A 17054-nucleotide genomic window follows, 5' to 3' on the forward strand; every position below is an offset into this window, starting at 1 on the left:
ATGGATAAAGTATGAAAACTGTTTATATCAAATCTGCCGTCGCGCTGGCTGTGGCCGCGCTGCTGTCCGCCTGCGGCACCGTCGGCAAGGATTTCGTGGCACCGCAAGGCATCGATACGCCGGCCTTCCGCCACGCGGCGGCCGAACCTTCGGACCAGGCGGCACGCTTGCCGGCCGCATGGTGGACGGTGTTCGGCGACAAGGAGCTCGACCAGCTGGAACAACGCGCCCTGCGCGACAACCCGAACGTGCGCGCCGCCGCGCAGCGCCTCGTGCAGGCGCAGGCGCAGCTGGGCGTGACGCGCGCCAGCCAGCTGCCGACCGTGGGCGTGTCCGCCGGCGTGGCGAACTCGCGTACCTCGGCCGAAACGCCGATGGGCGTGACGTTCGGCGGCCGCTCGATCAAGGGCAACGAGTTCTCCGTCGGCGCCAATTTCTCGTACGAGCTCGATCTGTGGGGCCGCGTGCGCCGCGCCGTGGAAGCGGCCGACGCCCAGGCGCTGGCCGCGCAGGACGACCGCGACGGCGTCATGCTGATGCTGTCGGGCCAGGTCGCGACGACGTACTGGCAGCTGCGCGGCCTCGATGCCGATATCGCCATCCTGAACGATGCGCTGGCCACGCGCCGCGAATCGCAGCAGCTGATCGAGGCGCGCTTCAACGCGGGCCTGTCGAACGAGCTGGATGTCTCGCGCACCCGCATCGAGCGCGCCAACGCCGAAGCCGACATCCAGGAAGCCCAGCGCCAGCGCAACACGCTGGAACACGCGCTGGCCGTGCTGGTGGGCGCGTCGCCGAGCCAGGCGATCGTGGCCCCGGCCGCGGGCACCGCGTTGCCGCAGCCGCCCGCGATCCCCGTCGGCCTGCCGGCAAGCCTGCTGGGCCAGCGCCCGGACCTCGCCGCGAGCGTCGCCACCCTGAAGGCGTTCAATGCGCAGGTGGGCGTTGCGGAAGGCGCGTACTATCCGAGCCTGTCGCTGACGGGGAATTTCGGTTACGCGTCCGAGACGCTGAGCAATCTCACCAAGGGCAGCGCGCGCCAGTTCTCGTTCGGGCCGCTGGCACTGTCGCTCCCGATCTTCGAGGGCGGCCGCATCGAGGCCAACGTGAAGCTGGCGAAAGCGCGCTACGACGAAGCCGTCGCGAACCACGAAGGCCGCCTGCTGACGGCGCTGCGCGAAGTGGAAGACGCGCTGTCGGACGTGCAGCAGCGCCAGAAGCAGGGCGACGTGCAGGTGCAGGCGCAGCAGGCCGCCGCGCGCGCCGTGCAGGTGGCGCAGGCGCGCTTCGACCGCGGCGTGTCCACGTACCTGGACGTCACGGACGCGCAGCGTTCCGCGCTGGCCGCCGACCGCGCCGCGGCGCAGATCCGGACGCAGCGGTTGCTGGCGGCGGTGTCCGTCGCGCGGGCGCTGGGTGGCGGATGGCAGCAGGGCAAGGCGGAAGCGACGGTCGCTGCTCGCTGAAATTGGATCCCTGCCTTCGCAGGGATGACGTGCTTGGGATGTTGGCCCATGATCCGTCGCCCCCGCGCAGGCGGGGGCCCAATTTCTTTTGCATCACCCTGAAGAGGATTACAATCGCCCGATTGCCAACCTCACAAGGGAACCTGATGAAGCACCTCCTCGCCCCCCTGGCCCTGGCCGCAGCGACCCTGTGCGCCACCGTCCACGCCGCCCCCGCCACCGCCCCGCAACTGCAGACGATGGCCAAGCGCTTCGCTCCCGTCGACCTGACGGCCGACACGGCGAAACTGTCCGCCGGCGACCGCGTCGCCATCGCCAAACTGATCGAAGCGGCAAAGATTGTCGACACCCTGCAGCTGCGCCAGCGCTGGTCCGGCAACGAGGCGCTGTGGACCGCGCTGCACAAGGACACGACGCCGCTGGGCAAGGCACGCCGCGACTACTTCTGGCTGAACAAGGGGCCGTGGTCTATCATCGACGGCAACGAATCCTTCATGCCCGCGGAGTACGCCGGCATCAGGATCCCCGCCGAGAAGCCGGCCGGCGCGAATTTTTATCCGGAAGGGGCGACCAAGCAGGAGCTGGAATCGTGGATGAACGGGCTGCCGGCCGCCGACAAGGAACAGGCGCAGTGGTTCTTCACGGTGATCCGCAAGGACAAGGCGGGCAAATTCGCCATCGTGAAATACTCGGACGAGTACCGCGCCGAGCTGCAGAAGCTGTCGAAACTGCTGAAGGACGCTGCGAACGCCACCGATAACGCGTCGCTGAAAAAATTCCTGAACCTGCGCGCCGACGCGTTCCTGTCGAACGACTACCTCGCGTCCGACTTCGCGTGGATGGACCTCGATTCCCCGGTCGACGTCACCATCGGCCCGTACGAGACGTACAACGACGAACTGTTCGGCTACAAGGCCGCGTTCGAAGCATACGTGAACGTGCGCGACCAGAAGGAGACAGAGAAGCTGAACTTCTTCGGCAAGCACATGCAGGAGCTGGAAAACAACCTTCCGCTCGATCCGAAGTACCGCAATCCGAAGGTCGGGGCGATCGCGCCGATGGTCGTCGTGAACCAGGTCTACGGCGCCGGCGACGGCAACATGGGTGTGCAGACGGCCGCCTACAACCTGCCGAACGACGAGCGCATCATCAGCCAGCGCGGCTCCAAGCGCGTGATGCTGAAGAACGTCCAGGAAGCCAAGTTCGAGGCGACGCTCACGCCGATCTCGAAGCTCGTGCTGCGCCCGGCCGACCAGAAGGACCTCGATTTCGACTCGTTCTTCACGCACATCCTCGCGCACGAGATCATGCACGGCCTGGGCCCGCACGCGACGACGCAGAACGGCCAGCCGTCCACGCCGCGCCAGGACCTGAAGGATGCCTACTCGACCATCGAGGAAGCGAAGGCCGACGTCACGGGCCTGTGGGCGCTCACTTACATGATGGAGAAGGGCCAGTTGAAGGCGTCGCTGGGGCAGGGCACGGCCGCCGAGCGCAAGCTGTACAACACCTATCTCGCGTCCGCGTTCCGCACGCTGCACTTCGGCCTGACCGATTCGCACGCGCGCGGCATGGCCATCCAGATGAACTACCTGCTCGACAAGGGCGGCTTCGTGTCGCACGGCGACGGCACGTTCTCCGTCGACTTTGCCAAGATCAAGGGCGCCGTGGCGGACCTGGACCGCGAGTTCCTGACGATCGAAGCGACGGGCGACTATGCCAGGGCGCAGGATCTCATGAAGCGCTACGTCGTCATCCGCCCGGACGTGCAGAAGGCGCTGGACAAGATGAAGGCCGTGCCGAACGATATCCGGCCGGCGTTCGTGACGGCGGGGAAGCTGGTGCCGCAGCGCTGAGCATGTAACGTATCAGCTAGCGCCGAGACCGTCATCCCCGCGCAAGCGGGGATCCATGCTGAGCTTGCGACAAAGGTACTGCTAGCTCAGCATGGGTTCCCGCTTTCGCGGGAACGACTTCGCTATTTTCGGCAGTAAAACCAGGTAAAAAGACAGGTCTTCGACCTGCCCCAACATCAAATTTGTCATTTGTGTGCTATATTTGGAATCGTTTCCTATTGGAAATATCTATTCCGACTCCAACACGCGAGCACACAATGACAACCTCTGGACTCACGATCGGCAAACGACTGGCACTCGGTTTCGGCAGCGTCCTCGCGCTGATGGCGGTGCTGGCCGGCCTCGCCATCCACCGCGTCGGCCAGATCGACGACATCCTCATCCACATCAACGACGTCAACAGCGTCAAGCAACGCTACGCGATCAATTTCCGCGGCAGCGTGCACGACCGCTCGATCGCCATCCGCGACGTCGTCCTGGCCGCCACGGCCCCGACGGCGCAGCGGCACGCCGACCTGATCAAGAAACTGGACGACGATTATCAACGCTCCGCCGCACCGCTCGACCAGCTGTTCGCGGCGCGCACGGACATCCTGCCGGAAGAAAAGCAGGCGCTGGCCGCCATCAAGGACATCGAGGCCCGCACGCAGCCTTTGATCGCGAAACTCGTCGCGCTGCGCCAGGCCGACAACACGGCTGAAGCCACCGCATTGCTGGACCAGCAGGCCGGCCCCGCCTTCGTCGACTGGCTCGCCAGCGTCAACCGCCTCATCGACCTGGAAGAAAAGCTGAACAACGACGCGGCAGCACAGGCACGCGCGCTGTCGCACAGTTTCTTTGCCTGGATGCTCGCGATCCTGGCCGTTGCCGCCGCAGCCGGCGCGGCCGCGGCCTGGTTCATCAGCCACGGCCTGTTGCGCCAGCTGGGCGGCCAGCCGGATTACGCCGTCGGGATCGCGGGCGCCATCGCGGCCGGCGACCTGTCCGTGCCGATCGAGACCCGTGCCGATGACCGCTCCAGCCTGCTGTTCGCGATGAAAGGCATGCGCGACAGCCTCGTGAACATCGTCAGCCAGGTGCGCGCGGGCACGCTCACGATCGCGAATGCGTCGACGGAAATCGCGGCCGGCAACCAGGACCTGTCCGAGCGCAGCGAGCGCCAGGCCGGCACGCTGGAAGAGACGGCGTCGTCGATGGAAGAATTGACGGGCACCGTGCGCCAGAACGCCGACAATGCGCGCCAGGCGAACACCCTGGCCGAGTCGGCATCGAGCGTGGCCCAGCGCGGCGGCGCCGTCGTGGCGCAGGTCGTGCAGACGATGGCGTCGATCAACGACTCGTCGAAGCAGATCGCCGAGATCATCAGCGTCATCGACGGCATCGCGTTCCAGACGAATATCCTTGCGCTGAACGCGGCGGTCGAAGCCGCCCGTGCGGGCGAGCAGGGCCGGGGCTTCGCCGTGGTCGCGGGCGAGGTGCGCAGCCTGGCCCAGCGGTCGGCCGCGGCGGCGAAGGAAATCAAGACCCTGATCAGCGATTCCGTCGCCAAGGTCGACGATGGCGCCAAGCTCGTCGACGAGGCGGGCAGCACGATGGAAGAGATCGTCACGAGCGTCAAGCGCGTGACGGACATCATGGCCGAGATCAGCCATGCGAGCCAGGAGCAGAGCGCCGGCATCGAACAGGTCAACCGCGCCATCGGCCAGATGGACGAAGCGACGCAGCAGAACGCGGCGCTCGTCGAGCAGGCCGGCGCGGCGGCATCCTCGCTGCAGGACGAAGCGGCGAACCTTGCGCGCCTCGTCAGCATTTTTAAATTGGATGCGCCCGCGGCGCGGCCGTCGGCAAGCCTCGCCGTCGTGCCGGTTGCGCGCCAGGGACGTATCGCCGCCGCGTGATCACACGCGGACGACGAGCTTGCCGAAGTTCCGCCCCTGCAGCAGGCCGATAAATGCTGCGGCGGCGTTTTCCAGCCCCTCCACGACGTCTTCTTTCACCTTGATCTTGCCGGCTGCCAGCCAGCCGGCCATGTCGTCGCGGAAGGCGTCGAAGCGCGTCCCGTAGTGGTCCAGGATGATGAAGCCCTGCATGCGGATGCGTTTCGACAGCAGGGTCGCCATCCACGCCGCAAGACGGTCCGGACCCTCGGCATCCCCGCCGTTGTAGTGAGAGATGAAGCCGCACACGGGCACGCGCGCATTCACGTTCAACAGCGGCTGCACCGCATCGAACACGGCGCCGCCCACGTTCTCGAAATACACGTCGATCCCGTCCGGGCAGGCGGCCACCAGCAACGCCGCGAAGCGCGGATCGCGATGGTCCACGCACGCATCGAATCCCAGTTCTTCCACCGCGTACCGGCATTTGTCCGCGCCGCCCGCGATGCCGACGACGTGCGCCCCCTTGATCTTCGCGATCTGGCCCACGACCGAGCCGACGGCGCCGGTGGCCGCGGCGACGACCACCGTCTCGCCGGGCTTCGGCATGCCGATGTCGAGCAGCCCGACGTACGCCGTGAAACCCGGCATGCCGAGCGTGCCCAGCGCCAGCGACGGCCGCGCCGGGTCGCCGACGGGCATCAGGCCGCTGCCGTCGGACAGCGCATGGTCCTGCCAGCCGGCGCCGGCGAGGACGAGGTCGCCCGCCTTGTAGTCCGGATGGCGCGATTCGACGACGCGGCTGACCGTGCCGCCGACTATCGTCGCGCCCAGCGGCACGGGGTCCGCATAGCCAGGACCGACCCGTTCCATCAGGTTGCGCATGTACGGGTCGAGCGACAGCCATTCGGTGCGCAGCAGCACCTGGCCGTCCCGCGGCACCGGGACCGGGGTGTCTTCGAGACGGAAATCCGTCGGGGCGGGGATGCCTTGCGGGTGGGCGGCAAGGACGATACGGCGATTCGTCATGGTGGTCTCCTGATTAATGGGATGCGGGGCGCGGGCCGTAGCGTACGACGAGCAGGGCGCCCAAGGTGAGCGCGACGGTGGCGAAGATGGGGCCGCCCGGCGCGCCGACGTGGTCGACGAGGATGCCGCCGCCGACGGCGCCGCTGGCGATGGCGATCTGGAAGGCCGCGACGAGCAGCCCGCCCGCGCCCTCGGCCTGGTCCGGCGCGGCGCGCACGATCCAGGTCTGGAAGCCGATCGGGAAGGCGCCGAACGCGAAGCCCCACGCCGCGATCGCCGCGATGGTCACGGGGACCGACGTGCCGGCTGCCCACAGCGTGGCGGCCAGCACCGCGATCAGGGCAGCGCCCGCCACGATGGCGAGGCGCTCGCTGCGCTCGGCCAGGAAGCCGCCGGCGATATTGCCGAAGAAGCCTGCGACGCCGTACGCCAGCAGGGCGGCGGAAATCGCACTGACCGACAGGTGCGTGACCTGTTCCATGAACGGCCGGATGTAGGTGAAGCCGGCGAAGTGCCCGGAAATCACGAGCAGCACGGCGAGCAGCGCGACGCGCACATTGGTCCGGCCCAGCAGTTCGAACAGGACCTTCACGTTCGGGTTGTCCTTCGGCGGCAGCGGGGGAATGGTGACGCATTGCGCGGCCAAGGTGAGGACACTGACGACACCCGCGGCGATGAACGCGCTGCGCCAGCCCCACAGGTCGCCCATGTACGCGCCGACCGGCGCCGCGCACACGGTGGCGACGGACACGCCGGTGAGGATGAGGGACATCGCCCGCGCAAATAAATGCTCCGGCACGAGCCGCATCGCGAGCGCGGCGGCCATCGACCAGAAGCCGCCGAGCCCGATGCCCAGCAGCGCGCGCGCCGCGATCAGCACCGGCAGGCTGCCGGCCGTCGCGGCCAGTACGTTGGACAGCACCAGCAGCGACGTCAGCGCGAGGATCACCCGCCTGCGGTCGAAGTTCCGTGTGAGGATAGGGATCGTCAGCGCGGCCGCGGCGCCGACCGCCGCGGTGGCGGTGACGGCTTGGCCGGCGGCGCCGTCGGACACGCCGAGGTCGGCCGCCATCGCCGTCAGCAGGCTGGCCGGCAGGAACTCGGCCGTCACGAGGCCGAACACGCCCAGCGTCAAGCTGGCGATGCCGGCCCAGTTGGCCTCATTGGCCTCCCAGACCTGGGCCGCGACGCGCGGCGGTGTCACATGTACGTCTGCGTCGACGCAGGTGGATTCGTTCATCGGAAACCTCGGGATGTTGTGGAGATGGCAGTGTAGGGTTAAGATTCTGGACTTTCCATGTCATTGAATCCGAATCTCATGACCATTCGTCCAAACAGGGATCCGAAGACCGGGCAGGACGCGCTGACGGAAATCCTCCTCGGCCTGCGCCTCGACGGCGTCGAATACGGCCGCTGCGTGATGCGCGAACCATGGGCCGTCGCGTTCCCGGCCAAGCGCGAGGCGAGCTTTCACTTCGTCGCGCAGGGCAGCTGCTGGATGCACACGGCCACGAAGGGCTGGCTGCGGTTGAATCCCGGCGATGCCGTGCTGCTGCCGCACGGCACGGCGCACGTGATGGCCAGCAGCCCGGACCTGCCGGCGGTGGAGATCGACTCGCTGGCGCGCAAGGCCGTGTCGGAAAACCTGTACCTGGTGAACGGCGCCGGTCCGCAGGACGCGGCGGCGGAGCAGGTCCTGTTCTGCGGCGCGATGCGCTTCAATCTCGACCCGCTGCATCCGCTGCTGGCGATGATGCCGGAGGCGATGCGCGCCGCCGACCTGGGCCAGCGCGACCCGGCCGTGCACGCGATGCTGGACGCGATGGAGCGCGAGGTGGCGCTCGACCGTATCGGTGCCTGCGGCATCCTGGCGCGGCTGGCCGACGTGCTGGCCGCCAGCATCATCCGCGCGTGGGTCGAATGCGCGTGCAGCGACGCGAGCGGGTGGATCGCGGCCGTGCGCTGTCCGCAGGTCGGCCGTGTGCTGGCGGCGATCCACCGCCAGCCGGAGCGCGACTGGTCAATCGGCGAACTGGCCGACCTGATGGGCGCGTCGCGGTCGAGCTTCATCGACAAGTTTTCCAGCGCCGTCGGCGAGACGCCGGCGAAGTACGTCGCCAAGGTCAAGATGTTCCAGGCGCGGCACTGGATCGCGCGCGACGGCATGCGCGTGGCGACCGTCGCGAACCGGCTCGGCTACGATTCCGAAGCGTCGTTCAGCCGCGCTTTCAAACGCGTCATCGGGCATCCGCCCAGCGAGGCGCGCGTGGCCGGCTAGGCAAGATTACGCTTTTGGACAGCCGCAAAAATATTGCCGAAATAAGGGCTTTAACCGGATTTAAAATTGCCGTTAGGCATTTTAAATATCCAACGGGAAGCCCATCATGTCCAAAGCCGTCCTCGCCGCCGCGCTCCTGTGCGCATCCCTTCCCGTCGGCGCCGCCGACCTCATGCCGCTGGAGCAGCGCTGGCTCGGCGCCGCACTTCCCGTCCTTGCGTACTCGCGCAGCCTGAACCTCCCCATCGACATCGTTGTCCAGCCGCAGGCCGGTCCCAACGACGTGCCGATGGCGATGGGCTTCGCCGGCGGCCGCTGCAAGCTCGTGCTGTCGCTGCGCGGCAATCCCGATGCCGAGCGCCAGCTCGACGGCGTGCCCGCGGCCCAGCAGGGCGAACTGATCGAAGCGATGGCGGCCCACGAGATCGGCCATTGCTGGCGCTATGCGCAGGGCGCGTGGCATGCGCTGCCGGCCGGCTTCGTCGAGGTGAACGAGGAGACGGCGGACGACCCGTCGTTGCTGGCGGCGTCGAAGGCGATGCGCGAAACCCGCCGCGAGGAAGGCTATGCCGACCTGGTGGCGCTGGCCTGGACGCACGACCGTCACCCGGGCGACTACGGCCGCATCTATGCCTGGCTGGAAAAGCTCAGGCAAGACCAGCCGGTCGCACGCAACGGCCACGACACCCGCGCATGGGTGCGCCTCGCGCGCGACGGTGCGCGCTTCGGCGGCGCCGGCAAGCCGTTCGAAGATGCCGCCCCGCTGTGGCGGGAGGGGTTGCTCGGCGACGACTGAGCGGCATGGCCCGTTTTATGGTTTGTCCGACAAGTGTACGGTGCCGCACAGAGGTCCCTGGCGTGCGGGCGTTAAATCTGGCTGTCACAACAAACAATACAGGGACAAGACCATGAAAACGCTGATTGCGACCTTGCTCGCGACGGCTGCAGGCGCGAGCTTCGCCGCGGCACCGACTGCGGCACTCAACCACGATCCGCAGACCTACCGGAATCTCACGCAGAAGGCGGAATCGGAATACCGCACGGCGGCGGCGAAATGCGACGCCAGGAGCGGCAACGACAAGGACATCTGCATGGCCGAAGCCCGGCTGATGCGCACCCGCACCGAGGCCGATGCCTTGTCCAAGTACAACAACACGGCAGCCGGCCGCGCCCGCGCGCGCACCAACCTCGCCGATGCCGAGTACGACCTGGCCAAGGCCAAATGCGATGCGAAGAGCGGCGCCGACAAGGACAGCTGCATGGATAACGCGAAGTCCGTGCACACGGCCGCGCTGGCCGACGCCAAGGCCGACCGCGCCGACGCGGCCACCAACAATGCCAGCCGCGCCACCGGCGCCAGCGGCGGGGGCAGCCAGGCCAGCGGCGGCGGCCTCGTGACGGGCACCGACACGCGCGACCCGGCCAAGGCGGCCGCCGTCGACAAATGCGCGCAGATGGGCGCCGACGCGAAGACGGGTTGCCTCGTCGAAACGAAACCGTCGGCCGTGCGCGAGAACGCCGCCGATGCGGCATCAAAGACGCGCGACACTGCCGCGACCGCGGGCGACAAAGTGAAGGCCGCGGCCGCGACAGTTGCTGAAAAGACGAAGGAAGTGGCGCATTCCGCCGTCGAAAAGACGAAGGAAGCGGGTTCGACCGTTGCCCAGAAGACCGACAATGCCATGGACCGCGCCGGCGACACCACCGCCGACAAGACCCGCGACGCTACCGGCAAGACCCGCATCGCCGCCTCCGACACGGCCATCACCACCAAGGTGAAGGCTGGCCTCGTCAAGGAACCGAACCTCGATTCGCTCGGCATCCATGTCGAGACGGAAAAGGGCGTCGTGATGCTCAGCGGTTTCGTGAATTCGAAGGAAGAGGCCGCCAAGGCCGTGAAAGTCGCGAAGGGCGTCGAGGGCGTCTCCAGCGTCAAGAGCGCCATCAAGGTCAAATAAGCAATCCGATTTCTGCAATGTGCGGCCGGATCAGAGTATCCGGCTGTTTTTTTTGCTGATCTACCACAAGTTGTTGCGAACCCGGCCGAAACGCATTTACGAAGGATAGGGCACGGTATAATCGCGGCCGTGAACAGACTCGAAGCCTTCGGAACCATCGCCGCCCAAGCGGCGCGCGGTGAGATTTCCTTTCCCACCAGCGTGAACGCCGTGCTGCGTCTGCAGCACGCGCTCAACGATCCCGATTGCCACCTGGAGGATGCGATCCGCCTGGTGCTGGGCGAGCCGCAACTGGCGGCGCGCACGGTGGCGCTGGCCAATTCCTCGACGTTCAACCAGAGTGGGCGCCCCATCACCAACGTGCGCTCGGCCGTGACGCGGGTCGGCTACCGCAACCTGCAGATGCTCGTCGCGAGCCTCGTCGTGCGCCAGTTCGGCGCCCGCATCGAGGACCCGGACCTGCGCGCCAAGGCCGAGCAGCTGTGGGAACACACGGTGCAGGTGGCCGCGCTGGCCCATGTGTTCGCGCACCACGTCACCTTCGTCAATCCGGACACGGCGATGTTCGCCGGCATCGTCCACGAGGTCGGCGGCTTTTATCTGCTGTCGCGCGCCGACGGCTTCCCGGGGCTGCTGGATGACGATCCGGAAAAATGGGCCGAGCTGTGCGAGGACGTCGTCACGCGCGAAGTGGCGCGCAAGCTGGCGCTGCCCGAGACGGTCGCCGAGGCGATCTTCGAGCTGCGCGGCGCCTGGCTGCACATGCCGCCCGCCTCGCTGCTCGACACGCTGCTGCTGGCGAACATGTATGCCACCGTGCCGTCGCCGCTCGGCACGGTGCGCCCGCCCTTGCCGGAACACAGCGAGAGCGCGCTCGATTACCTGCTGGACGAAGACAGCCTGAACCGGATGATCGACGAAGCGTCCGAGATCGCCGCGTCGATGGGCGGGGCGCTGCTCGTCTGAGCCGTTACAACGCTACTTCGACGTCGCCGTCGATTCGCGCGTGACGAGCTCCGTCACCAGCCGGTTGGACTTCGGACGTTCGCCCTTCAACTGCTCGACCAGGGCATCGACGATCGCATCGGCGGCCCGTTCCATCGGCTGGCGCACGGTCGTCAACGACGGGCGGAAATAACCCGCCAGCTCGATGTCGTCATAGCCGGCCACGAGAATATCCTCGGGAACGCGCCGGCCTTCGCGGATCAGCGTGTTAATGACGGTCATCGCGGTCAGGTCGCTGCAGGCGAAGATGCCGTCGACGTCGGGTGTCCGCGCGAGCAGCTTCTCGGTATCGCGAGCGATCGTTTCGTTGTCGAAGCGGGTATTCACGACGAGGTCAGGGTCCGGTTCCAGGCCGCGCTCGCGATGGGCGAGCAGATAGCCTTCGTAACGTTGTTTCAGCTCCGGCGTGCCGAAGTCGCCGACGATCGCGACCCGGCGTGCGCCCTTGTCCAGCAGGTGTTCCGTGGCCAGGCGTCCGCCCTGGCAGTTGTCGGTGCCGACCGTACAGTAGATCTGCTGTTCGCGCTGCTCGCCCCAGACGACGAACGGCACCTTGCCGAGCGCCAGTTCGTTCAACTGATCGTGGTCGAGCCATTGACCGGTGAAGATCAGGCCGGCAGCGCGGCCGGTCCAGTATGCGTCCGCATAGTTGGTGCGTGTCGCCTCGACGCGGATCAGCAGCATCTCGAAACCGCGGTCGGTGAGGGCGTTCGCGATCGCGCTGATCAGGCTGATGAAGAACGGTTCCGTCAGGCGTTGCCGCAGGTTGGAAAAGGATGGCACCACGACGGCAATCGTCGTGTTTTGCCGCAACCTCAGGTTCTGGGCGCCGACGTTGACCGTGTAGTTGAGCGAGCGGGCCAGCTCGACGATGCGCTTGCGCGTCTCTTCGCCGATTTCCGGACTGCCGCGCAGCGCGCGCGACACTGCGGACACGGACACGCCCGCGAGGCGGGCGATATCCGACATCTGCGGCCGGGCGGGACGTTCGGTGGCCGCATCGGCCCGGGAAGTGCTTGTCTTGGATCGTGGTGCCATAAGGATTCGGTAACGGAAACGGTCGGCCTGCGGCCGCGAGTGACCACGTGATTCTAGCCCAAGGTCTTGTTGTCGCAGCGATATTATTTTTGCATTATAGACGGTTTTAACGAAATCGTTTTCGTAATTTCACACATGCCACGTGGCCGCGCCGACGGTCGATAGCTTTGGGCGGGTCGGATATACAACATTTTTGCGGCAGTACGTACAAAAACCTGTTTACGCAATCGATTGAGTAAATTAGTCTGTGTGCATTCCACGGAGAATGCCGCCACCTGACGCCAGGGCGGTCAACAACTACAACGATTGAGGAGACAACATGTCCACCACGGGTATTACCGCATTTCGTTTGAAACCGATCGCCGCCGCGTGTTCGCTGATCGCCGCCTGTGCCGCGGCGCCGGCGGTGGAGGCGCAAGGCGTGTCCGGCGAGGCCGACCAGGCGGCGCCGGCAAAAGTGCAGGTCGTCGGCATCCGCAAGGGGATCGAGGATGCGATCTCGGTCAAGAAAGACTCGACGTCCATCGTCGAGGCGATCTCGGCCGAGGACATCGGCAAGCTGCCGGATGCGTCGATCGCCGAATCGATCGCGCGCCTGCCCGGCGTGACGGCGCAGCGCGTCAACGGCCGTGCGCAGGAGATCAGCGTGCGCGGCATGTCCGGCGATTTCGCCTCGACCCTCATGAATGGCCGCGAACAGGTCAGCACGGGCGACAACCGCAGCGCGCAATTCGACCAGTATCCGTCGGAACTGCTGTCCGGCGTGGTCATCTACAAGACGCCGGATGCGACCCTGATCGGCCAGGGGCTGGCGGGCACCATCGACCTGCAGACCGTGCGTCCGCTGTCGTTCGCGCGCCGTGAAGTGGCGCTGAACGTGCGCGGCCAGAAGGAGGGCGTGGGCAGCGACGCGGGCGGCGGCAAGGGTGTGCGGGTGTCGGCGTTCTACATCGACCAGTTCCTGGGCCGCACCCTGGGCGTCGCCGTCGGTTATGCGCGCTTCCAGAGCCGCGCCGACTCGGCGTCCCGTACCGGCGATTACGCGGATATCGTCGTGGATGGGCAGAAGGTCAGCGCGCCGGTCCACTTCAAGGACTTCATCAATCACAAGAACGAAACGCGCGACGGCCTGATGGGCGTGCTGCAGTGGAAGCCGAACCGGGACTTCTCGAGCATGGTCGACCTGTATTACTCGAGATTCGATTCGCCGACCACGCGCAAGGGCTACGAGACCGTGACCAATGCCACGTGGACCGGCGGCTGCGTACCGGACTGCACGCTCACCGATGCGGTGGTCAAGGACGGCAAGGTCGACAGCGGCGTCTGGCACGGTACCCATTCCGTCATCGCGAACAACATCGAGCAGAACAAGTCGCATCTGAAAGCGGCGGGCTGGAACAATCGCCTGCGCCTGAACGATGACTGGAGCGTCGAGGCGGACCTGAGCTATTCCGAAGCCATGCGCAACGAGTCGCCCTACGAGACCTGGGCCGGCGCGTCCAAGACCACGGGTGATGCGATCACGTTCGGCAATGGCGCCGCCGGCCTCGCCGGCCTGCAGTGGAAGCCGGGCCTGAACTACACCGATCCGAAGATCATCACGCTGATGGATGCGGGCGGCTGGGGCATGGCGGGTTACCTCAAGAACCTCGAAGTGGAAGACAAGCTGAAATCGCTGCGCCTGGCGGCCGAGCGCACCCTGCCGGACGGCTGGGCGTTCAGCAAGCTGACGGCCGGCGTCAATTACTCGGACCGCTACAAGAGCCGCAGCGTGCCCGAGTACCAGATGCAGCTGAAGGCGGGCGACAACGGTGTGATGACCGGTACCGGCTCGGCCCTGGCCGGCGACTCGGGCATCCCGATCATGAGTTACAACGAACTGGGGATCGCCGGCCGCTACGACCTCGTCACCAACAACTTCTTCGACATCTACCTGAAGGCCTGGGAAGTCAAGGAAAAGAACCTGACCGGTTACGCCAAGCTGGACATCGATACCGAGATCGCGTCCATCCCCGTGCGCGGCAATGCGGGCGTGCAGGTCGTGCGCATCGACCAGCGCTCGAGCGGGAATACCGTCGACACGGGCAGCGGCAGCGGCGACAGCGGGCGCCCGGTGGTCCAGCAGACCGACGGCACGAAGTACACGGACGTGCTGCCGAGCCTGAACCTGGCGGCGTCGTTCTCCCACGAACAGACCGTGCGTCTGGGCCTCGCGCGCGTCATGGCGCGTCCCCGCATGGACCAGATGAGCAACAGCGGCACCTATTACGTGGACGGGCTCGACATCGACGGGCCGACGTGGAAAGGCGGCGGCGGCAACCCGCACCTGCGGCCGTTCCTCGCGAAGGCGGTCGACCTGTCGTACGAAAAATACTTCGACAAGAAAGCCTACGTCGCGGCGGCCGCGTTCTACAAGAAGCTCGACTCGTACATCTATACCTACACCAACGGCCAGTTCGACTTCACGGGCCACCCGAACCGGTCGCCGTTCGTGCCGGCCTCGAACATCGGCGAGTACACCCAGCCGCAGAACGGCAGCGGCGGCAGTATCCACGGTATCGAATTGTCGGCTTCGCTGCCCTTCGGCATGGTGCACAGGTATCTGGACGGGTTCGGACTGCAGGCCAGTTACGCCCGCACCGGCAGTGCCATCAAGCCGTTCGGCAACGACGACAGCAGCCCGCTGCCCGGCCTGTCGCGCGGGACCAGCAACCTGACGCTGTACTACGAGAACGCCGGCTTCTCGGCGCGCGTGGCCCAGCGCCGGCGCTCGGACTTCCTCGGCGAGATCATCGGCTTCGCTTCCACGCGCCGGTTCCAGTACATCAAGGCCGAGCGGGTCATCGACCTGCAGCTGGGGTACGAATTCCAGCAGGGCTGGCTGAAAGGCGCGTCGCTGCTGTTCCAGGTGAATAACGCCAACAACGCCAAGTACCAGGAGTACCAGGACCGTCCGGACAACATCACCAACTCGACCAAGTATGGTTCGACCGTGCTGTTCGGCCTGAACTACAAGCTGTAAGCCGCGCGATGGACGGGCAGCCAATCAGGGACATCCTCATCGTCGGCGGCGGCACGGCCGGCTGGATGGCGGCGGCGGGGCTGGCGCGCATCGTGCCGCGCGACTGCAGGATCCGCCTCGTCGAGTCGGACGAGATCGGCACGGTCGGCGTGGGCGAGGCGAGCATTCCGTCGCTGCGCCTGTTCAACCAGTCGCTGGGCATCGACGAGGACGAGTTCCTGTGCCGGACGCAGGGCACGTTCAAGCTGGGCATCGAGTTCGTCGACTGGGGCGCGCTGGGCGAATCGTATTTCCATGGCTTCGGCGGCATCGGCCAGGATCTCGGCGCGGCCCCGTTCCACCACTACTGGCTGAAGCTGCACGGGCTGCGAGAGGCGGGCGACCTGGCCGATTATTCGATCAACTCGGCGGCGCCGGCGCGCAACAAATTCATGCGGGCGCGGCACGACATGCCGGGTTCGCCGCTGGCGGACCTCGCGCATGCGTTTCACTTCGACGCCGGGCTGTATGCGCGTTACCTGCGCCGCTACGCCGAGGAGCGCGGCGTGCTGCGCACCGAAGGGCGGGTGGTGCACACGCGGCTGCGCGAGGCGGACGGGTTCATCGACGCGGTGGTGCTGGCCGGCGGCGAGGTCGTGACGGCCGACCTCTTCATCGATTGCTCGGGTTTTCGCGGCGTGCTGATCGAGGAGGCGCTGCGCACCGGCTACGACGACTGGCGCCACTGGCTGCCCTGCGACCGCGCCCTCGCGGTGCCGTGTGCGCCGAACGGTCCGCTGCTGCCTTACACGCGCAGTACCGCCGGTCCGGCCGGCTGGCGCTGGCGCATCCCCCTGCAGCATCGCACGGGGAATGGCCACGTCTACTGCAGCGGCTACGTCAGCGACGACGAAGCCACGGCACAGCTGCTCGCCGGCCTGGACGGCGAACCGCTCGCGGACCCCAGGCTGCTGCGTTTCGTGACGGGCAAGCGGCGCCGGATCTGGAACCGCAACTGCGTGGCGGTCGGGCTGGCCGGCGGCTTCATGGAGCCGCTCGAGTCGACCAGCATCTACCTGATCCAATCGGCGATCGCGCGCCTGGCGGCGCTGTTCCCGACGCGCGCATTCGCGCAGGCCGGCATCGACGAGTTCAATCGCCAGAGCGACGAGGAGTACGAACGGATCCGCGATTTCCTGATCCTGCACTACCGCCAGACGGCACGCACCGATACGCCGTTCTGGAACCACTGCCGGACGATGGGCATGCCCGCCACGCTGCGCCGCAAGATCGCCCTGTTCGAAGCGACGGGCAGGATCGTCCGCGAGAACAATGAAATGTTTGCCGAAGCGAGCTGGTTCCAGGTGATGCATGGACAAGGCTTGCGTGCCCGCGCCTGCCACCCCCTCGTCGATGCGTGGAGCGGCGACGAGGTCAGGCGGCACCTGCGCCAGGTGCGCGCGACCATCGCGCGCTGCGTGGAGCTGATGCCCGCCCATGAAGATTACGTCGCGGCGCTGTGCCGCGCCGTTTCAAAATAACGGAG

Annotated in this window: 12 protein-coding genes; 9 read left to right on the plus strand and 3 right to left on the minus strand. The window is 66.6% G+C overall.

The features are described 5' to 3' along the window. Positions 1-11: 11 nt before the first annotated feature. From P0M04_RS14400 to P0M04_RS14410, 3 genes are all read left to right on the plus strand, one after another. Entirely contained in the window at positions 12-1466 is a 1455-nt protein-coding gene (locus P0M04_RS14400) for an efflux transporter outer membrane subunit (protein ID WP_259449941.1), read from the plus strand. A gap of 146 nt (positions 1467-1612) precedes the next feature. Further along, positions 1613-3322 (plus strand): DUF8614 domain-containing protein, encoded by a 1710-nt coding sequence (locus P0M04_RS14405; RefSeq protein WP_259449942.1) that lies wholly within the window; start codon positions 1613-1615, stop codon positions 3320-3322. Between the two features lie 257 nt (positions 3323-3579). Continuing rightward, positions 3580-5220 (plus strand): methyl-accepting chemotaxis protein, encoded by a 1641-nt coding sequence (locus P0M04_RS14410; RefSeq protein WP_281042417.1) that lies wholly within the window; start codon positions 3580-3582, stop codon positions 5218-5220. On the opposite strand, the gene curA is transcribed toward P0M04_RS14410, so the two are convergent. Next, positions 5221-6228 carry an NADPH-dependent curcumin/dihydrocurcumin reductase gene (curA, locus tag P0M04_RS14415; protein WP_259449943.1) on the minus strand — a complete coding sequence of 336 codons (1008 nt, stop codon included), beginning with the start codon at positions 6226-6228 and terminating at the stop codon, positions 5221-5223. A gap of 13 nt (positions 6229-6241) precedes the next feature. After that, on the minus strand, positions 6242-7468 hold the full coding sequence (locus P0M04_RS14420; protein ID WP_259449944.1) for an MFS transporter: 1227 nt from the start codon (positions 7466-7468) through the stop codon (positions 6242-6244). A 78-nt stretch (positions 7469-7546) separates the two neighbouring features. Here P0M04_RS14420 and P0M04_RS14425 point away from each other — a divergent pair, with 78 nt between their 5' ends. From P0M04_RS14425 to P0M04_RS14440, 4 genes are all read left to right on the plus strand, one after another. Continuing rightward, positions 7547-8506, plus strand: a complete 960-nt coding sequence (locus P0M04_RS14425; RefSeq protein ID WP_259449945.1) for an AraC family transcriptional regulator — start codon at positions 7547-7549, stop codon at positions 8504-8506. 106 nt (positions 8507-8612) lie between these two features. Beyond that, positions 8613-9302, plus strand: a complete 690-nt coding sequence (locus P0M04_RS14430; RefSeq protein ID WP_259449946.1) for an NUDIX hydrolase — start codon at positions 8613-8615, stop codon at positions 9300-9302. Positions 9303-9414: 112 nt separating this feature from the next. Then, positions 9415-10464 (plus strand): BON domain-containing protein, encoded by a 1050-nt coding sequence (locus P0M04_RS14435; protein WP_259449947.1) that lies wholly within the window; start codon positions 9415-9417, stop codon positions 10462-10464. A gap of 129 nt (positions 10465-10593) precedes the next feature. Then, entirely contained in the window at positions 10594-11430 is an 837-nt protein-coding gene (locus P0M04_RS14440) for an HDOD domain-containing protein (RefSeq protein ID WP_259449948.1), read from the plus strand. A 12-nt stretch (positions 11431-11442) separates the two neighbouring features. Here P0M04_RS14440 and P0M04_RS14445 read toward each other — a convergent pair whose 3' ends face one another. Beyond that, positions 11443-12507 (minus strand): LacI family DNA-binding transcriptional regulator, encoded by a 1065-nt coding sequence (locus P0M04_RS14445; RefSeq protein WP_259449949.1) that lies wholly within the window; start codon positions 12505-12507, stop codon positions 11443-11445. A gap of 319 nt (positions 12508-12826) precedes the next feature. Between P0M04_RS14445 and P0M04_RS14450 the strand changes: the two genes are divergently transcribed. Next, positions 12827-15529 (plus strand): TonB-dependent receptor, encoded by a 2703-nt coding sequence (locus P0M04_RS14450; protein WP_259449950.1) that lies wholly within the window; start codon positions 12827-12829, stop codon positions 15527-15529. Between the two features lie 8 nt (positions 15530-15537). Continuing rightward, positions 15538-17049, plus strand: coding sequence for a tryptophan halogenase family protein (locus tag P0M04_RS14455; protein WP_259449951.1), 1512 nt, complete (start codon positions 15538-15540; stop codon positions 17047-17049). Positions 17050-17054 lie beyond the last annotated feature (5 nt).

The organism is Telluria mixta (assembly GCF_029223865.1).
Classification (GTDB): Bacteria; Pseudomonadota; Gammaproteobacteria; order Burkholderiales; family Burkholderiaceae_D; genus Telluria; species Telluria mixta.

Coding starts and splice junctions, on each gene's coding strand:
- P0M04_RS14400 (WP_259449941.1), top strand. CDS start 12: ATGAAAACTGTTTATATCAAATCTGCCGTCGCGCTGGCTGTGGCCGCG.
- P0M04_RS14405 (WP_259449942.1), top strand. CDS start 1,613: ATGAAGCACCTCCTCGCCCCCCTGGCCCTGGCCGCAGCGACCCTGTGC.
- P0M04_RS14410 (WP_281042417.1), top strand. CDS start 3,580: ATGACAACCTCTGGACTCACGATCGGCAAACGACTGGCACTCGGTTTC.
- curA (WP_259449943.1), bottom strand. CDS start 6,228: ATGACGAATCGCCGTATCGTCCTTGCCGCCCACCCGCAAGGCATCCCC.
- P0M04_RS14420 (WP_259449944.1), bottom strand. CDS start 7,468: ATGAACGAATCCACCTGCGTCGACGCAGACGTACATGTGACACCGCCG.
- P0M04_RS14425 (WP_259449945.1), top strand. CDS start 7,547: ATGACCATTCGTCCAAACAGGGATCCGAAGACCGGGCAGGACGCGCTG.
- P0M04_RS14430 (WP_259449946.1), top strand. CDS start 8,613: ATGTCCAAAGCCGTCCTCGCCGCCGCGCTCCTGTGCGCATCCCTTCCC.
- P0M04_RS14435 (WP_259449947.1), top strand. CDS start 9,415: ATGAAAACGCTGATTGCGACCTTGCTCGCGACGGCTGCAGGCGCGAGC.
- P0M04_RS14445 (WP_259449949.1), bottom strand. CDS start 12,507: ATGGCACCACGATCCAAGACAAGCACTTCCCGGGCCGATGCGGCCACC.
- P0M04_RS14450 (WP_259449950.1), top strand. CDS start 12,827: ATGTCCACCACGGGTATTACCGCATTTCGTTTGAAACCGATCGCCGCC.
- P0M04_RS14455 (WP_259449951.1), top strand. CDS start 15,538: ATGGACGGGCAGCCAATCAGGGACATCCTCATCGTCGGCGGCGGCACG.